12 protein-coding genes are annotated in these 15,980 nt (G+C 73.8%); 5 read left to right on the forward strand and 7 right to left on the reverse strand.

Annotated features, from left to right (window positions below):
* Positions 1–12 precede the first annotated feature (12 nt).
* Together FHX36_RS14670 and FHX36_RS14675 are read right to left on the reverse strand one after the other, a co-directional pair.
* Positions 13–435, reverse strand: a complete 423-nt coding sequence (locus FHX36_RS14670; protein WP_110553049.1) for an organic hydroperoxide resistance protein — start codon at positions 433–435, stop codon at positions 13–15.
* Positions 436–517: 82 nt separating this feature from the next.
* The gene (locus tag FHX36_RS14675) at positions 518–1,297 is read right to left on the reverse strand and encodes an SDR family NAD(P)-dependent oxidoreductase (protein WP_110553048.1); all 780 of its coding nucleotides are present in this window, start codon (positions 1,295–1,297) and stop codon (positions 518–520) included.
* A 126-nt stretch (positions 1,298–1,423) separates the two neighbouring features.
* On the opposite strand from FHX36_RS14675, the gene FHX36_RS14680 reads away from it, so the two are divergent.
* A complete protein-coding gene (locus FHX36_RS14680) occupies positions 1,424–2,527 on the forward strand; it encodes a PP2C family protein-serine/threonine phosphatase (RefSeq protein WP_258372866.1) in 1,104 nt (367 codons plus the stop codon).
* On the opposite strand, the gene FHX36_RS14685 is transcribed toward FHX36_RS14680, so the two are convergent.
* The 5 genes from FHX36_RS14685 to FHX36_RS14705 all read right to left on the reverse strand — a co-directional run bounded on the left by FHX36_RS14685 (position 2,509) and on the right by FHX36_RS14705 (position 11,090).
* The gene (locus FHX36_RS14685; RefSeq protein WP_146251647.1) at positions 2,509–4,224 is read right to left on the reverse strand and encodes a SpoIIE family protein phosphatase; all 1,716 of its coding nucleotides are present in this window, start codon (positions 4,222–4,224) and stop codon (positions 2,509–2,511) included. The genes FHX36_RS14680 and FHX36_RS14685 overlap by 19 nt on opposite strands.
* Before the next feature lie 156 nt (positions 4,225–4,380).
* Positions 4,381–4,647, reverse strand: coding sequence for a hypothetical protein (locus tag FHX36_RS14690; RefSeq protein WP_110553046.1), 267 nt, complete (start codon positions 4,645–4,647; stop codon positions 4,381–4,383).
* 87 nt (positions 4,648–4,734) lie between these two features.
* Positions 4,735–6,150, reverse strand: coding sequence for a YlbE family protein (locus FHX36_RS14695; protein WP_110553045.1), 1,416 nt, complete (start codon positions 6,148–6,150; stop codon positions 4,735–4,737).
* Positions 6,143–7,603: an AllF/FdrA family protein gene (locus FHX36_RS14700; protein ID WP_183513855.1), complete on the reverse strand. Its 1,461-nt coding sequence runs from the start codon at positions 7,601–7,603 to the stop codon at positions 6,143–6,145. The genes FHX36_RS14695 and FHX36_RS14700 overlap by 8 nt, the downstream gene beginning before the upstream one ends.
* Before the next feature lie 220 nt (positions 7,604–7,823).
* The gene (locus FHX36_RS14705) at positions 7,824–11,090 is read right to left on the reverse strand and encodes a PA14 domain-containing protein (RefSeq protein ID WP_110552864.1); all 3,267 of its coding nucleotides are present in this window, start codon (positions 11,088–11,090) and stop codon (positions 7,824–7,826) included.
* A gap of 380 nt (positions 11,091–11,470) precedes the next feature.
* On the opposite strand from FHX36_RS14705, the gene FHX36_RS14710 reads away from it, so the two are divergent.
* From FHX36_RS14710 to FHX36_RS14725, 4 genes are read left to right on the forward strand one after another with little or no spacing between them, the layout of a single operon-like run.
* Complete coding sequence (locus FHX36_RS14710) at positions 11,471–12,346, forward strand: FAD binding domain-containing protein (protein WP_110552868.1); 876 nt, start codon at positions 11,471–11,473, stop codon at positions 12,344–12,346.
* Positions 12,343–12,873 (forward strand): (2Fe-2S)-binding protein, encoded by a 531-nt coding sequence (locus FHX36_RS14715; protein ID WP_110552865.1) that lies wholly within the window; start codon positions 12,343–12,345, stop codon positions 12,871–12,873. Before FHX36_RS14710 ends, FHX36_RS14715 begins: the two co-directional genes overlap by 4 nt.
* A complete protein-coding gene (cutA, locus tag FHX36_RS14720) occupies positions 12,870–15,278 on the forward strand; it encodes an aerobic carbon-monoxide dehydrogenase large subunit (RefSeq protein WP_110552866.1) in 2,409 nt (802 codons plus the stop codon). Before FHX36_RS14715 ends, cutA begins: the two co-directional genes overlap by 4 nt.
* The gene (locus FHX36_RS14725; protein WP_110552867.1) at positions 15,275–15,928 is read left to right on the forward strand and encodes an SRPBCC family protein; all 654 of its coding nucleotides are present in this window, start codon (positions 15,275–15,277) and stop codon (positions 15,926–15,928) included. Before cutA ends, FHX36_RS14725 begins: the two co-directional genes overlap by 4 nt.
* Positions 15,929–15,980 lie beyond the last annotated feature (52 nt).

Genomic DNA, 15,980 nt, shown 5'->3' on the forward strand with positions numbered 1-15,980 from the left:
CGCCGTGTTGCCTCAGGCGACGGTCGTCTCCAGGGTCACCGGGACGTTGCCGCGGGTGGCGTTGGAGTACGGGCAGACCTGGTGCGCGGCCGCCACCAGCTGCTCCGCCGTCGGCTGGTCGATGCCGCCGAGCTCGACGTGCAGGGTGATCTCCAGCCCGAAGCCCCCGGAACCGTCCGGGCCGATGCCCACCTCGGCGGTGACCCCGGCGTCGACGATCGGCGCCTTCTGCTTGCGGGCCACCAGCTTCAGCGCGGACAGGAAGCAGGCCGCGTAGCCGGCGGCGAAGAGCTGCTCGGGGTTGGTGGCGCCACCCTCGCCGCCCATCTCCTTGGGCGTCGCGAGGTCGAGGTCGATGAGCCCGTCGGACGAGCGGGTGTGGCCGTTGCGGCCGTCACCGGTGGCGGTGGCGACGGCGGTGTAGACGCTGGGCATCAGGGGGACCTCCGGAGGATCGGGGACGACCCACCCTCGGTACCCCGCGACGGCCGCCCAGACGACGACCCGCGTCACACCGTCAGGGCAGGATCGCGTCGACGTACCCGCCGTCCACCCGCAGCGCGCCGCCGGTGGTCGCCGACGCCAGCGGGCTGGCCAGGTAGACGCACATGTTCGCGATCTCCTCCGGCTCGATCAGCCGCTGCAGCAGCGACTGCGGGCGGTGCAGCCGCATGAACTCGTGCTGGGCCTCGTCCCAGGCCAGCTCGTCGCCGACGAGGGAGCGGACGAAGTCCTCCACACCACCGGTGTGGGTCGGGCCGGCGATCACCGAGTTCACCGTCACCCCGGAACCGGCCGCCTCCTTGGCGAACCCGCGGGAGACCGCGAGCAGTGCGGTCTTGGACATCCCGTAGTGGATCATCTCGGCGGGGACGACGACGGCGGAGTCGCTGGCGATGTACTGGACGCGCCCCCAGCCCCGGTCCCGCATGCCGGGCAGGTAGGCCCGGGTCAGCCGGACGGCGGTCAGCACGTTGGTCTCGAAGTAGGGGCGCCACTCGTCGTCGGTGATCTCCAGGGCGGGCTGCGCGCCGAAGATGCCCAGGTTGTTGACCAGGACGTCGACGTCGGGCACGGCCGCCAGCAGCGCCGCCGTCCCCTCGTCGCTGACGACGTCGCCGGCCACGGTGGTGACCTCCCCGTCGATCCCGGCCGCCGCGGCCTCGAGCCTGCCGGGGTCGCGGCCGGTGAGGACGACGGAGGCGCCGGCCCGGGCGAGGCCGGTAGCGATGGCCAGCCCGATGCCCTGCGAGGAGCCGGTGACGAGGGCGCGCTTGCCGGTGAGGTCGATGTGCACGTGGGGGTGCAAGGCGGGCGGGTGGTGCGGTGTTCCGTTGCGCCACACCAGCGTGAGCGGGTGGTTCCTCTAGGTTGTCAGCGGGTCCGGGGGTGGCCCGCGCCCGGCCGGACGAGGAGCACAGCGGTGAGCAGGTCGAGGCGGCTGCAGCGGGTGATGCCCGCAGCTGTGCTGGCGGCGATCGTCCTCGCCGACCTGCTCGTCGGGCGCGGCCAGTCGGTGATCGGGCTGCTGACCATGCCGCCGCTGCTGGCCGCGACCGCGCTGGGACGCAGGGCCACGATCGGCTACGGGCTCCTCGGTTTCACCGCTGCCGTCCTCATCGGCCTCTACGACGACCAGTACAGCGACGCCCGGGTGACCGCCCAGACCATCAGGCTGCTGGGGATCACCGTGGCGACGGCGCTCGCGGTCGCCGCCTGCACGCTGCGGCTGCGCCGGGAGACCCGGCTCGCCGAGCTCCGCGCCGAGGCCGCGGCCACCGAGGCCGTGCTGGCGACCGCCGAGTCGTTGCAGCTGAGCCTGCTCGGCGACCCGCCGCAGGTGGCGCCGCTGGAGTCGACGGTGCGCTACCTGCCGGCCAGCCGGCACGCCCAGGTCGGCGGCGACTGGTACGACGCGTTCACCCTGCCCGAGGGGACCACCATGCTGGTCATCGGCGACGTGGCCGGCCACGACGCCCCGGCCGCGGCGACGATGGCCCAGGTGCGCGGGATGCTGCGCGCCATCGCCCAGGCCACCGGGGGCTCCCCCGCCACCGTGCTGGACACCCTGGACCAGGTGCTGACCGACCTCGGGCTGCACACCCTGGTCACCGTCGTCGTGGCCGCCGTCGACCGGGACGCGGACGGCGCGGTGCTGCGCTGGTCCAACGCCGGCCACCCGCCGCCGCTGCTGGCCCGCGCCGGCGGCGGCGTCGAACTGCTGGCCCGCACGCCCGAGCGGGTGCTGGGTGTGGCCCCGGGCGCGCACCGAACCGACCACGAGCTGCCGCTGCTCCCCGGCGACACGCTGCTCCTCTACACCGACGGGCTGGTGGAGCGGCGCGGTGCCCCGCTGGACGACGGGTTCGCCTGGCTGGCCGGCGCGTGGGAGGCCACCGGCGGCGAGCCGCTGGACCGGCGGTGCGACGAGCTGCTGGCGGAGCTGGGCGGTCGGGTGGACGACGACGTGGCGCTGCTCGCCGTCCGGCTGCCCACCGCGGTGCCGGCTCAGCCCGGGGCGCGGTAGACCAGGAAGGCGACGTCGTCGTCCGGGGCGTCGGCCAGCAGCTGGTCGGTGAGCAGGTCGGCGAGGGCCGAAGGGGCGAGGGCCCGCCCCTCGCAGACCGCCTCCGCCGCCCGGGCCATGCCCTGGTCGAGGTCCTCGTCGCGCCGCTCGACGAGGCCGTCGGTGTAGAGCAGCAGGGTCGATCCCGGGGCCAGGTCGACGTCCCGCTCCGGCCGCACCAGGTCGTCGACCACCGCGAGCGGCAGCGACCCGGCGGCGGTGAGGAAGCGGGAGCTGCCGTCGCGGTCGACGACGATCGCCGGCACGTGCCCGGCGCTGCTGTAGCGCAGGGTGCCGGCGGCCGGGTCGATGACGGCGCAGAACACGGTGCTGCAGGTGGCGCCGGGCACCAGCTCGGCGAACCGGTCGAGAGCACCCAGGACGTGCCCCGGCGAGTGGCTCTCCAGCAGCAGCGCGCGGATGGCGCTGCGCAGCTGGCCCATGACGGCGGCCGCCGGCAGCCCGCGCCCGACGACGTCCCCGACGACCACGCCGTACCGCCCGCCGGGCAGGTCGACGACGTCGTACCAGTCGCCCCCCACCTCGAGGGTGCCGCTGGCCGGTTCGTAGTGGACGGCGAAGCCCTCGGGCAGCACCGTGGGCCCGAGCACGGCGCGCTGGAGGGTGACGGCGACCTCGGTGAAGAACTGGGCGCGGGCGTTGTCGAACTCGGCCCGCTCCGCCGAGCGCCGGCGCTCGGCCAGCACCGCCTGCGCATCGGACACCGCGGCAGCCACCTGCCCGGCCGCCAGGGTGAGGAAGACCCGGTACTCCTCGTCGAGCCGCAGGTGCGGGCTCGCCCCGAGCACGATCGCGCCGATGGGGGCGCCCTGCCCCGCGACGGTCAGCGGCAGCACGACCGCGGTGTCGACGTCCGCGTCGCCGACGGGGCTGGCCCCCGACCGCGTCAGCCCGGGCATGGCCGCCGCCAGGCCGGTCGTGATGACCATCGAGCGCGTCGCGATCGCCTCCCGCGCCTGTGCGGGGAAGGCGTCGGCACCCACCTCGACCGACGGGCCCGTGCCGTAGCCGGCCACCATGGTCAGGGTGTGCCCGTCCGGCTCCAGCAGGTACACCAGCCCGAACGGCGAGTCGTCCCGGGCGTCCGCGAGCACGTCCAGCGCCGCGGCGCACGCGTCGGTCACGCTGCCGTGCACCGACCGGGGCAGGCTCCCCAGCTGCTGCAGTACAGCCATCCGCCGGGCAGCCAGGACCCGCTGCGTGGTCTCGACGACCGTGTCCAGGATGCCGGCCACCCGGCCGCCGGGCTCCACGACCGGGCTGAAGGAGAAGGTGAAGAACGTCTCCTCGTCGAACCCGTGCCGGCTGGTGAGGAGCAGGAGGTCCTCGCTGAACGTCGGCGCCCCGGCGTGGACCTGCTCGACCATGCCGCGGAGCGTCGGCCAGATGTCGGCCCAGACGTCGGAGAGGGAGCGACCGAGCGCGTACGGGTGCCGCGCACCCAGCAGCGGGGCGTAGGCGTCGTTGTAGACCATGACCAGCTCGGGGCCCCAGATGAGCAGCATCGGGAAGCGCGAGTTCAGGCAGGTGCCGACGACGGCCCGGAGGGTGTCCGACCACTGCTGGGCGGGGCCGAGCGGGGTGCTCGCCCAGTCGTGGCCGAGGGTCATCCGCTGCAGCTCGGTCCACGGCTGCACCGGGACCAGTTCGGCCAGACGCCCGTCCAGTGCCACACCCCCGTTGGCGCACGCCCCCGTCGCCCTGGTCGGCGGCGCTGCCACGTGGTCAGGCAGATCCTCCCATCCGTCGCTGGCGATGCCCTGTGGGGCACGTCGGGCTGGGCGGCCCCGGGCTCACCGCTCGTCGGGCGCGCGCCCCGCGTGGTCGACGAGCTGCGCGGCGCTCTCCGGCTCGCCGTGCATGCGGGCGCACGAGGCGCAGCAGAAGAAGACGCCGTCGGCCTCGACGCCGTGCCCGACCACCTTCACGCCGCAGTGCTCGCAGACCGGTGCCAGCGCGTGGATGGCGCACTCGAAGCTGTCGAAGGTGTGCGACACCCCCGCGGTGCGCACCTCGAAGCTGAGCCGGTAGTCGTTGCCGCAGACCTCGCAGCTGGCCATGGGGTCCCCCTCCGTCGACGTCGTCACGCCGCACTACCCGGTGGCCGAGCTCGCACCCCCGCACCCCGAAGATGGCCATCTCCGGGGTCAGGAGGCGGCGCGGGACTCCTCGGCGAGGGCGGCCAGCGCCTGCTCGAAGCACTGCTGCGGCGGCTGCACCAGGCCCGCACCGACCTGACCGGTGCCGGCGACCCGGCCGGCCATCCCGGTGTTGATCTGCGGCAGCCAGCCGGTGCGGGCGACCTTGAGGACGTCGATCCCGGTCGGTGACCCGCGGAAGCCCATGATCGGGATCTGCATGGCCGGGTTCTCGGCCAGCGTCAGCTGGTACATCCGCTCGGTGGTGGCCAGCGCGTCGGGGACGGTGCCGCCGACGAACCGGACGATCGCCGGGGCGGCGGCCATGGAGAACCCGCCGACGCCGTAGGTCTCCATGATCGCGGAGTCGCCGATGTCGGGGTTGGCGTCCTCGGGGCCGTAGTCGCCGAGGAACAGCCCGACCGGGGTGTTGGCCGGCCCGGTGAACCAGCGGTCGCCGGTGCCGGCGGTCTGGATGCCGAACTCCGTGCCGTTGCGCGACATCACGGTGAGCATCGTCGAGCCGGGCACGCCGCGGGCGGCGTCCATGGCGAGCTTGGCGGTGGGCATGCCGAGGTTGAGGAAGAAGTGCTCGTTGCCGCCGATGAAGCGCAGCACCTCGGCGATGTCGGACGACGGGGCGTCGACGGCGACGATCGACGGGGAGAGCTCGCGCAGCGCCATGAGCGAGCCTGCGCGGTTGCGGTTGTGCCCCTCGTCGCCCATCTGCAGCATCTGGGCCAGGATCGCCTTCACGTCCAGCGGCTCGGTGCGCGAGCGCACGGCCTGCTGCAGCACCGGCCCGAGGACGTCGCGCATCCAGGCCAGCCGGGTCAGCACCTCCTCGTTGAAGGCGCCCATCCGCAGCACCTTGCCCAGGCCCTCGTTGAGGTTGCACCAGGCCTGCGCCCCGGTGGCGGGGTCCTGCAGGCACCACATCCACATCGACGGGCTGGTCACCCCGGCCATCGGCCCGACGGTGCGGTGGTGGTGGCACGGGTCGAGGGCGACCTCCCCGGCGGCGAGCACCCGTTCGGCGTCCTCGACGTCGGTGGCCCAGCCCTCGAAGAGGCAGGCGCCGATGAGCGCGCCGCGCATCGGGCCGGACGCGTTCTCCCAGGTCAGCGGCGGTCCGGAGTGCAGCAGCAGCCGGTCGGGCAGGTCGAGCACCTCGCGGGCCGGCCGGACGTCGACCAGCACCGAGCCCGCCGCGAGCACCCGCTCCACGGCGACCCGGTTGGCCGGGGCGCGCCGCGGGTCGAGCGCGAGCTGGGCGAGGTCGTCGGCGCTGCCGAAGCCCGGCGGGCGCCAGTCGACGTGGGTGACCGCCGTGCCCTGGTCGCGCAGCGCGGCGGAGAAGACCTCCACCCCGGCGGCGACGATCGACGGCGGGGCGGCGAGCAGACCGCCGAGGGGCTCAGACATCGCTCTCTCCGATCAGCGACAGGGCGTACCGGGCGGCGGCGGCGTTGCTCGCGAAGACCGCGGCGCCGGCCTCGGCGAGGGCGTCGGCCTGGCGGGACCAGCCCTGCGGGTCGGCCTCGGTGCCGACCAGCGCGACGACGGCGGGCAGGCCGGCCGCCCGCAGCGCGGGCACCAGGCTGTGCGCCGGGTCGGGGTCCGAGCCGTGGCCCAGGACGACGTCGAGCAGCAGGACGGCGGGCTCGCGGCCGGCGGCGAGGTTGCTGATCGCCTCCAGCCGCAACGTCGGGTCGATCATCGGGTGCGCGCGGCCCACGGTCAGCGCGTCGTCGCCGAAGTCGATGACCACGTGGCCGCGTGCCCGCAGGTCGGTGCCCAGGTCGAGCTCGGGGCGCAGCGGGGTGTTCGACCGGATGTCGCCCAGCACGGGTGCCGCGATGAGCATGGCCTCGTCGGCGAGGGTGCCGCCGGAGTAGAACCCCTTGAGCACGGCACCGGGCGGGACGGCGTCGGCGGTGCCCGGACGGCTCGGCCACTCCGGGACGGCGACGCCCAGGTCGCCCAGCAGGGCCTCGACCGCGGCGGTGAGGTCGGGCTGCTCGGCGCTGAGGACGGCGGAGCGGACCGGCACGGACAGCCCGGCCGCCGCCTGCTGCACCCGCTCGGCGACGTCCGGCGCCGGGGGCTTGGAGACCAGCAGCACCCGCTCGGTGGCCGGGTCGGCGTCGAGCGCGGCGAGGGCGTCCAGGGTGGCCAGCCCGCCGACGGCGGCGGAGAGGTCGCGGCCACCGACGCCGAGCACGTGGGAGACGCCGACGCCGGCTGCGTCCAGCAGGCTGCTGACCTGCTGGGCGCCGGTGCCGCTCGCGGCGACCAGGCCGACCGGGCCGCGCCGGACGACGTTGGCGAAGCCGAGCGCGACGCCGGAGACGATCGCGGTGCCGCAGTCGGGCCCCATGACCAGCACGCCGGCGTCGTGGGCCGCCTGCTTGAGCGCGATCTCCTGCTCGACCGGTACGCCGTCGCTGAACACCAGCACCGAGCGGCCGGCGGCGATCGCGTCGGCGGCCTCGGCGGCCGCGTACGGGCCCGGGACGCTGATGATCGCCAGGGTGGGATCGGGGGCGTCGACCAGGCCGGCGCCGATGGTGCGGGGCGGGATGGTCTGCGCGTCGCCGGCCTTCTCGCGGTGGGCCAGGGCGGCCTCGACGGCGGCGACCGCGGCGGTCAGCTCGGCGTCGTCGGTGGCGGTGAGCGCGATGAGCAGCTGGTCGGGCTTGGGGTCGCCGTCCGGGGCGAGGCCCATGCCGGCGGCGAGCTCGAGGTTCAGCGGCGTCGCCATCGCGACCAGCACGGCGCTGACGCCGGGCCGGTCGCCGATCTCGCGGCTGACCTGCATCAACCGGACGGAGTCGGCGTAGACGCCACTGCGCAGGGAGACGTGCCGGGGGTTCACCCCGCGGGACGCTACCGGAGAAGGCCTCTTAGCGGTGAGAGACCTCCGGCGTCATGCGATGGAACTCGCCGCGAGACCCACGGGTCCGAGTCCCGGTACCTCGACGGTCTCGTGGCCCCGTGGCTGGCGGGCGCCGATGTCCACGCCCAGGTCTGCGGCTTCGACCTCCCGGCGGCAGGAGGCACCGAGCCGATCGCGGTCCGCCGCTCCTGCCGCCGGGTCACCAGCTGACCCGCGCCGAGGCCGAGCCCGTCCGCTCGATGTACTCGACCCGCACCACGTGGGGGCCGGCCGTCACCGTCCGCGTGATCCGGGAGGTCCCCGCGGTGGTCCACCGATCGATGATGAGGACGTTGTCCAGCCAGACCCGCACTCCGTCATCGGTGACGGCGGTGAAGGTCTTGCTGCCGGCAGTGAAGGTGAACGTGCCGGTCCAGCGCGCCGTGAAGTAGTTCACCGGGACGCCGGTCGGGCCACCTGTCCCCCAGCTCTTGTTGAGCGGCCCCGCCTCGCACACCGATCTCGCCGGCGTCCCCGCGAGCGTGGTGTTGCCGAAGTACTCGGCCCGGTACTGACCGGTCGCGCACGCCGCCGGGGGTGGCGGAGCGGTGGGCGTGGCCACCCAGCCCACCTTCGCGACCGCCTCCTGGTAGGAGTCGAAGAACTCCACGCGGACCTGGTGCCTCCCGGCGGTGAGCGTCCGAGCCGCGGTGAAGGTGGCCTCCTGGTCGCGCCACTGGTCGATCAGGATCGTCCCGTCGACGTACACCCGGATGCCGTCGTCCGCCGTGGCGGTGAACGTGTACGAGCCGGGGACGGCGAAGTCGAAGTTGCCGGTCCACCGCGCCGAGAAGTTGTCGGGGCCGACTCCGGTCGGCGCACCCATCGCCCAGTCCTTGTTCAACGGCCCCGCCTCGCAGCCCTGCGACGCAGGCGTCCCGGTGAGGGTCTTGTTGGCGAAGTACTGCGCCAGGAACTGGGCGTCGAGGCAGGTCGTCGGCGGGGGCCCCGGGCCACCGACCGCGGCGTAGTTCGCGGTGTAGGTCGCCGCGGTCGCCCCGGCCACGATGTTGTGCGACTGACCGCCACCGTCGGACCAGTTGGCGAACTGATAGGAGGTGCCGTTCAGCGACATCGGCGACGGTGCCGACAGGCTGCTGGTGCCACCCTCGATCATCGTGGTGGTGAAGGGCGTCACCGCGGTCCGGGCGCCGAAGGTCAGCGACAGCCCCTGCGGGGCGGAGTTCACGGTGACCGCGACGGTCCGGGGGTCGAGCCGCCGCACGACCGTCGTCTTCGCTCCGGTCGAGTCCGTCGCAGTCAGCTTCAGGTCGATGTAGGCGGGGAACTCGTGGTCGACCGAGAGGAACGACCCGGAGGCCACGCCGGGGAAGGTCTGCAGTGGGTGGGCATGACAGGCATCCGGGCAGTGCTGGAGAACCGTCTCCCAGCTCAGCGCGCTCGCCGGGAGCACGCCGTCCTGCGGATCGGTGGCTGACCCCGTGAAGGTGATGGTGTCACCGACCTTCCAGTTCGCGCCTGCCGCCGGGGTGTTGATGACCGGGACCGGCGCCGTGCTGTTCGGCGGCGGCGGCGCCCCCACCCAGCTCACCTTGGCGACGGCCTCCTGGTAGGCGTCGTAGAACTCCACGCGGACCTGGTGCGTCCCGGCAGTCAGGGCCCGGGCCGCGGTGAAGGTGGCCTCCTGGTCGCGCCACTGGTCGATGAGGACCGTGCCGTCGATCCACACCCGGATGCCGTCGTCGGCCTGGGCGGTGAAGGTGTACGTGGTCGCCGTCGGGAAGTCGATGGAGCCGGTGAAGCGGGCCGACCAGTTGTCCGCCGGGACACCGGTCGCGGGCGCGGCCATGACCCAGTCCTTGTCCAGCATCGGACCGGTCTCGCAGACCTTGGCGGCGGCGGTGCCGGTGAGCGTCGTGTTCGCGAAGTACTCCGCCGTGTACTGACCGGCCGCGCAGGTGCCCCCCGGCGGCGGGGGCGGCGGCGGGGGCGGGGGCGGCGGCGGGGGCGTGGTGCCGCCGCCGTAGGTGATGCGGCGGATGCTGCCGGTGATGTCGGCGTAGAAGAGCTCCCCGGCGGGCGACATCTCGAGGTCGACGGGTGCCCGGGCCGGCGAGACGAACGGCCGCGCCGACGCCGGGTTCGGCTGCCCGTCGGTGCCCAGCGTCATGACCCAGATGCAATCGCGGGCATAGTCGGCGAAGAAGACCGCGCCGTTGTACTCGGCGGGGTACGGGCTCCCCGTGGACCTCGCGAACGCGACGCCCGAGGCCGATGACCCGTTGGCCGTGGCACAGGTGTCCGCGGCGTTCATCCTGGCGCCGTGCTGGTAGGAGACGACCGGTTTGGTGTCCACGCCCGCCGCGTACAGGTCCTCGCAGATCTTCAGGTTCGTGTTGTCGTACTCGTTGTTCCTGACCGGCCCCTCGTAGCAGGGCCAGCCGAAGTTGGTGACGGCGGCGGTGGGGTTGGGGATGCGGTTGAGCTCCTCGCTCGTGGCCCAGCCCACGTCGCTGATCCACAGTTCGCTGGTTCCCGGGCGCACGGCCATGCGGAACGGGTTCCGCAGTCCGTACGCGACGATCCGCCGGGCGTTCGCATCGGTCGCCGCCAGGTTCGGGTTGCCTGCCGCGGCCGCGCCCGTGGTGGGGTCGATCCGGATGATCGTGCCGCTCAGCGAGGTCGGGTCTCCCGGCGTGCGGAGGTCCTGGGACCGGAGCGCGCCGCCCTCGGCGGTGGGCGGGGTCATGGTCCCGCCGGGGTCGCCGCACGGGTTCTTGGCGGGGTGGCCCGTCTGGCCGTAGTCGACGAAGTCGAAGCTGGCGCCGTCACCGCCGGAGGCGTAGAGCGCACCGTCGTTGCCGAAGACCAGGTCACCGGCGCTGTGGCTGGGGAACTGCTGGCACCAGTCGTGGATCAGGACCTGCGACGTCGTGGTGGCCGTTCCCGGGTTGGCGAGATCGAGCGTGAGCCGGACCAGCTTGCTGCTCACCACGCAGCCGTCGGTCGTCGCGCCGGGGGGGCTGGGGCAGGCGTCGTTCCACCTGGGGAGGACCGGCGCCCCGGGCAGCTGACCGTCGAAGGCGTACATCGCGTAGATGGCCGGCGTGGCGGGGAAGTTCGGGTCGACGGCCAGGCCCAGGAATCCCCGGTCCCAGAAGTCGTGGACCTCGCTGCGGAAGTCGGCGACCTGCGTCGCGGTCGTGTCGGTGAGACCGTCGAACATCTGGATGGTGCCGCGCTTCTCGGAGACGAAGACCTTCCCGTCCGGGGCGAACTTGACCGCGATCGGGTTGGCCAGGTTCCCGAACGCCGTCACCTCGGTGAAGCCGGCCGGGAGCGCGGCCGCCGCCGGCTGGGCTGTCTGGATCACCGACAGCACGGACACCGCCAGCAGGAGTGCGGCCGTGGCGGCCAGCCCTCGGGCGCGGCTGATCGACCCCGACGAACGCCGTGCACCGACCATGACCGACTCCCGGGCTACGAGCTCTCCGACGCTGGCGCACCGGGCGTGCCGGAAGCTAGCGCGCCTCGGGCCGTTGCGGCACCGTTGCCCGGGCGCTTTTCACAGGGAACGTCCAGCTGCTCACGGCTCGCCGACCAGCAGTCACCCACAGTGCGGGCGGCGACGCCCGAGGTCGCCGATTCCGGCCCGTCCGGTGACGCTGCGCAGTCGTAGATCGCCAGCACGGCGAGCGCACCCGGCCCCGACCGACCGCTTCGCTGAGCCACTCGGGAAGGCGGCGAACGCCGTCACGAAGATTTAGCGGTGAGGTACTTCCGGAGCACAGGAGCGGGTGCCAGAGTCATGCCTTCCCCCGTCGACCCGTGGAGGTGCCGCACCCGGTGAAGCCCGCTCCGTTCGGCTACGCCGACCCCCGCTCGGTCGACGACGCCCTCGCCGTCCTGGTCGCCGAGGGCGAGGGCGCGAAGGTGCTGGCCGGGGGCCAGTCGCTGCTCCCGCTGCTGTCGATGCGCCTGGCCGCGCCGACCACGCTGGTCGACATCAACGGCGTGCCCGGCCTCGACGCGATCGACGCCTCGCCCGACGGCGTCCGGGTCGGCGCGCTGGTGCGGCACGCGCAGCTGCTGGCCTCCGCTGCCGCGGCCGGCGTCCAGCCGCTGCTGGGCCGGGCCACGGCGAACGTCGCGCACCCGGCGATCCGCAACCGGGGGACGACGGTCGGCTCCATCGCGCACGCCGACCCGTCGGGGGAGATGACCTCGGTGCTCGCGCTGACGGACGGGTCCGTCACGGTCGCCACCCCGAGCGGCCGAGAGACGGTCGGCTGGCAGGACTTCTTCGTCGGGCCGCTGGAGACCTCGGTGCACGGGCCGGCCGTCGTCCTGGACGCCTTCTTCCCCGCGCTGCCGGCGCGCTCGGGCACCGCCTTCGCCGAGATCGCCCGGCGCAAGGGCGACTACGCGGTGTGCGGCGCGGGCGTCGTCGTCACCCTCGACGCCGACCGGCGGGTGACCTCGGCGCGGGCGTCCTACATCTCCGTCGGGCTGGTGCCCGAGGTGCACGACCTGACCGACGCCGTCGCGGGCCGGCCGGTCGACACCGCCGACTGGGCCGCTGCCGGAGAGCTGGCCCGCGGGCTGGTCGACCCCGACGGCGACCTGCACGCCAGCGCGGACTACCGGCGGCTGCTCGTGGGCACGCTCACCGAACGCACGCTGGCGGACGCTGCCCGTGAGGCAGCCGGGAGGACGGCATGACCCGAGCAGTGAGCACCGACACCGAGCGGACCGTCGTGGTCACCGTCAACGGTGTCCCACGCGAAGCCACCGTGCCGGTGCGCTGGCTGCTGTCCGACGCGCTGCGGCACGAGTTCGGGCTGACCGGCACGCACGTCGGCTGCGAGCACGGGGTCTGCGGCTCGTGCACGGTGCTCGTCGACGGGCAGCCGACCCGCTCCTGCCTGGTGCTCGCCGTGCAGGTCGACGGGCACGAGGTCACCACGGTCGAGGGGCTGTCCCGGCCCGACCACCAGGGCGGGCAGGTGCTGCACCCGATCCAGGAGGCGTTTCGCGAGTGCCACGCCCTGCAGTGCGGGTTCTGCACGCCGGGCTTCCTGACCACGATCGCGGCCGGCCTGGACGCCCGCGACCCGTCGGTGGAGATCACCGACGAGGAGGTCGACGAGCTGGTCGGCGGCAACCTGTGCCGCTGCACCGGCTACGCCAACATCAAGAAGGCCTGCCGGCACGCGGCGGCGGCGATGCGCGACGAGGCGGCCCGGTGACCACGAAGTTCTTCGGCGAGCCGGTCCGCCGGCGCGAGGACGCCCGGCTGATCGTCGGCCAGGGCCGCTACCTCGACGACATCGGCTCCGGTGCCTACGCCGCCGCGTTCGTGCGCAGCCCGTACGCGCACGCCCGGGTGCTGGACGTCGACGTCACCGCCGCGCTGGACGTCGAGGGCCTGCTGGCCGTCTACACCTACGAGGACCTCACCGGCCCGATGGCCGAGCCGCTGCCGGTGCTCATCCCGCACCCGCAGCTCACCGCGCCGCGCACCGGGTACCCGCTGGTCAAGGACGTCGCCCAGCACGTCGGCGAGCCGATCGTCATGGTGGTGGCCACCGACCGGTACGTCGCCGAGGACGCCGCGGCGCTGATCGCCGTCAGCTACGAGGAGCTGCCCGTGGTGGTCGGCGTCGACGCCGCCGAGGCCGCGGAGCACACCGTCCACGACGACGTCCCGGACAACGTGGCAGCCCGGCACCACCAGGAGACCGGGGACGTCGAGGCGGCCCTGGCCGCCTCGGCGCACACGCTGTCGTTCACCCAGTACTTCGAGCGCAGCGCGTCCATGCCGATGGAGGGCAAGGGCGTGCACGCCCGCTGGGACGACGCGGACTCCTCGCTGCGGGTCTACTCCTCCACCCAGGCCTCGACGTCGGTGCGCGCGGCGATCGCCGCCAAGCTCGAGCTGTCGCTGGAGAAGGTCGAGGTCATCGCCCCGGACGTGGGCGGCGGGTTCGGCGTGAAGATCGTGCACCCGTGGCCCGAGGAGCTGCTCGTGCCGATGGCCGCTCGCCTGCTGGGCCACGAGGTGAAGTGGACCGAGGACCGCCGCGAGCACTTCGTCTCCAGCGCCCACGAGCGCCAGCAGCGGCAGGAGATCACCGTCGGGTACGACGACGACGGGCGGATCACGGCCCTCGACGTCCTGGTCTGGCACGACAACGGCGCGTACACGCCCTACGGGATCATCGTCCCGATCAACACGGCCACCCAGCTGCTCGGGCCCTACGACATCCCGGTCTACCGGGCGCAGGTGTTCAGCGTCTACACCAACACCGTCGTCGTCACGCCGTACCGCGGCGCCGGGCGGCCGCAGGGCTGCTTCGCGATGGAGCGCACGATGGACCGGATCGCCCAGGAGCGCGGCATCGACCGGGCGCTGGTGCGCGAGCGGAACCTAATCCAGCCCGACCAGTTCCCCTACGACTGGGGCCTGACGTTCCAGGACGGCCGGCCGCTGGTCTACGACTCCGGCGACTACCCCGGGATGATGGCCAAGCTCAAGGCGCTGGTCTCCTGGGACACCTTCGCCGCGCGCCGGGCCGACGCCGAGGCGCGCGGGAAGCTGCTGGGCATCGGGATGGCCCCCTACGTGGAGGGCACCGGGCCGGGGCCCTACGAGGGCGCGCACGTGCAGGTGCTGGGCAGCGGCAAGGTGCTGGTCTCCACCGGGCTCACCTCGCAGGGCCAGGGGCACGAGACGGTGTTCGCCCAGCTGGCGGCCGCCGAGCTCGGCGTCCCGATCGAGGACGTCGAGGTGACCACCGGCGACACCCGGCGGTTCGGCTACGCGGTCGGCACCTTCGCCTCCCGGGCCGCGGTGGTGAGCGGCAACGCGGTGGCGCTGGCCGCCCGCGGGGTGCGCGACAAGGCGCTGCGGATCGCCGCGGAGGTCCTGGAGGCGGCTCCCGAGGACCTGGAGATCTCCGACGGCGTGGTCGGGGTCAAGGGGATCCCGGGGGCGACCATCCCGCTGCGCACGGTCGCGGTGTTGTCGAACCCGCTGCGCTACGCCTTCGACGAGGCGGCGCGGCAGGCGACCCAGTTCGCCGGGGCCTCCGACGACTCGAAGCCACCGGTCGCGGCCGGCGACGCGCCGGGCCTGGAGCACACCGACTACTACTCCCCGCTGCGCTCGACCTTCGCCTCCGGCGCGCACGCCGTGGTGGTGGAGATCGACCCCGCGACCTGGGAGATCTCGATCGTGCAGTACGCCGTGGTGCACGACTGCGGGAACATCATCAACCCGATGATCGTCGAGGGACAGGTGCACGGCGGGGTGGCCCAGGGCGTGGGCGGGGCGCTGTACGAGCGGATGGCCTACGACCGCGACGGCCAGCTGACCAACGCCTCGTTCATGGACTTCCTGATGCCGTACGCCTCCGAGGTGCCCGACATCGACATCGACCACCAGTCGACGCCCTCCCCGCTGAACGCGCTGGGGATCAAGGGCGCCGGTGAGGCCGGCGTCATCCCGGGGTCGGCGGCGATCGCGTCGGCGATCGAGGACGCCGTGGGACGGCGGATCGCGGCGATGCCCATCTCGCCGTCCGAGCTGTACGACCTGGTGCGCTCCGACACCGAGCGCGTGATCAACAACCCGAGTGGAGTCATGGCGTGAACCTCGACGGCAGTGCGGTGCTCTCGGCGTCGCCCGAGCAGGTCTGGGCGGTGATCACCGACCCGGCGGTGCTGGCGCGGACCATCCCGGGCTGCGAGTCGCTGCAGCAGGTCGGCGAGGACAGCTACACGATGGTCGTCTCGGCCGGGGTCGGCGCGATCCGCGGGAAGTACGCCGGCGAGGTGCGGCTGTCCGACCTCACCTTCCCGTCGTCCTACGTGATGCACGCGTCGGGCTCCGGCGGCCCCGGGTCGGTGCGGGCGGTGGTGCAGATCAACCTGGCGCCGTCCGAGGGCGGCACGGAGCTGACCTACTCGGCGGACGCCGTGGTCGGCGGCGCGGTCGCCGGCGTGGGCCAGCGGATGATCGCCGGCGTCGCGAAGCGGATGGCCGGGCAGTTCTTCTCCGCGGTGGACAAGGAGCTGGTCGAGCCCAACGTGGTCGCCGAGGTCGCGCCGGTGGCCGCCGACGTTCCCGCGGGAACGCCTGCGGCGGCCGCTCCGGTCAGCTACGCGAAGGCCCCGGCCGCCGCCGTCGCCGGTGGCTGGATCCCCACCGAGGCGCGACCCCTGCTGGTCGGCGCCGCCGGCGGCGGGGTGCTCACCCTGCTCGGCGTCTGGATCGGCTACCTCCTCGGCCGCCGCAGCTGAGCCTCCCCGCCCGGCCCGGGCGGGCTGGATCGGACAGGCGGGGCTGACGGCG

The organism is Modestobacter versicolor (genome assembly GCF_014195485.1).
GTDB lineage: Bacteria > Actinomycetota > Actinomycetes > Mycobacteriales > Geodermatophilaceae > Modestobacter > Modestobacter versicolor.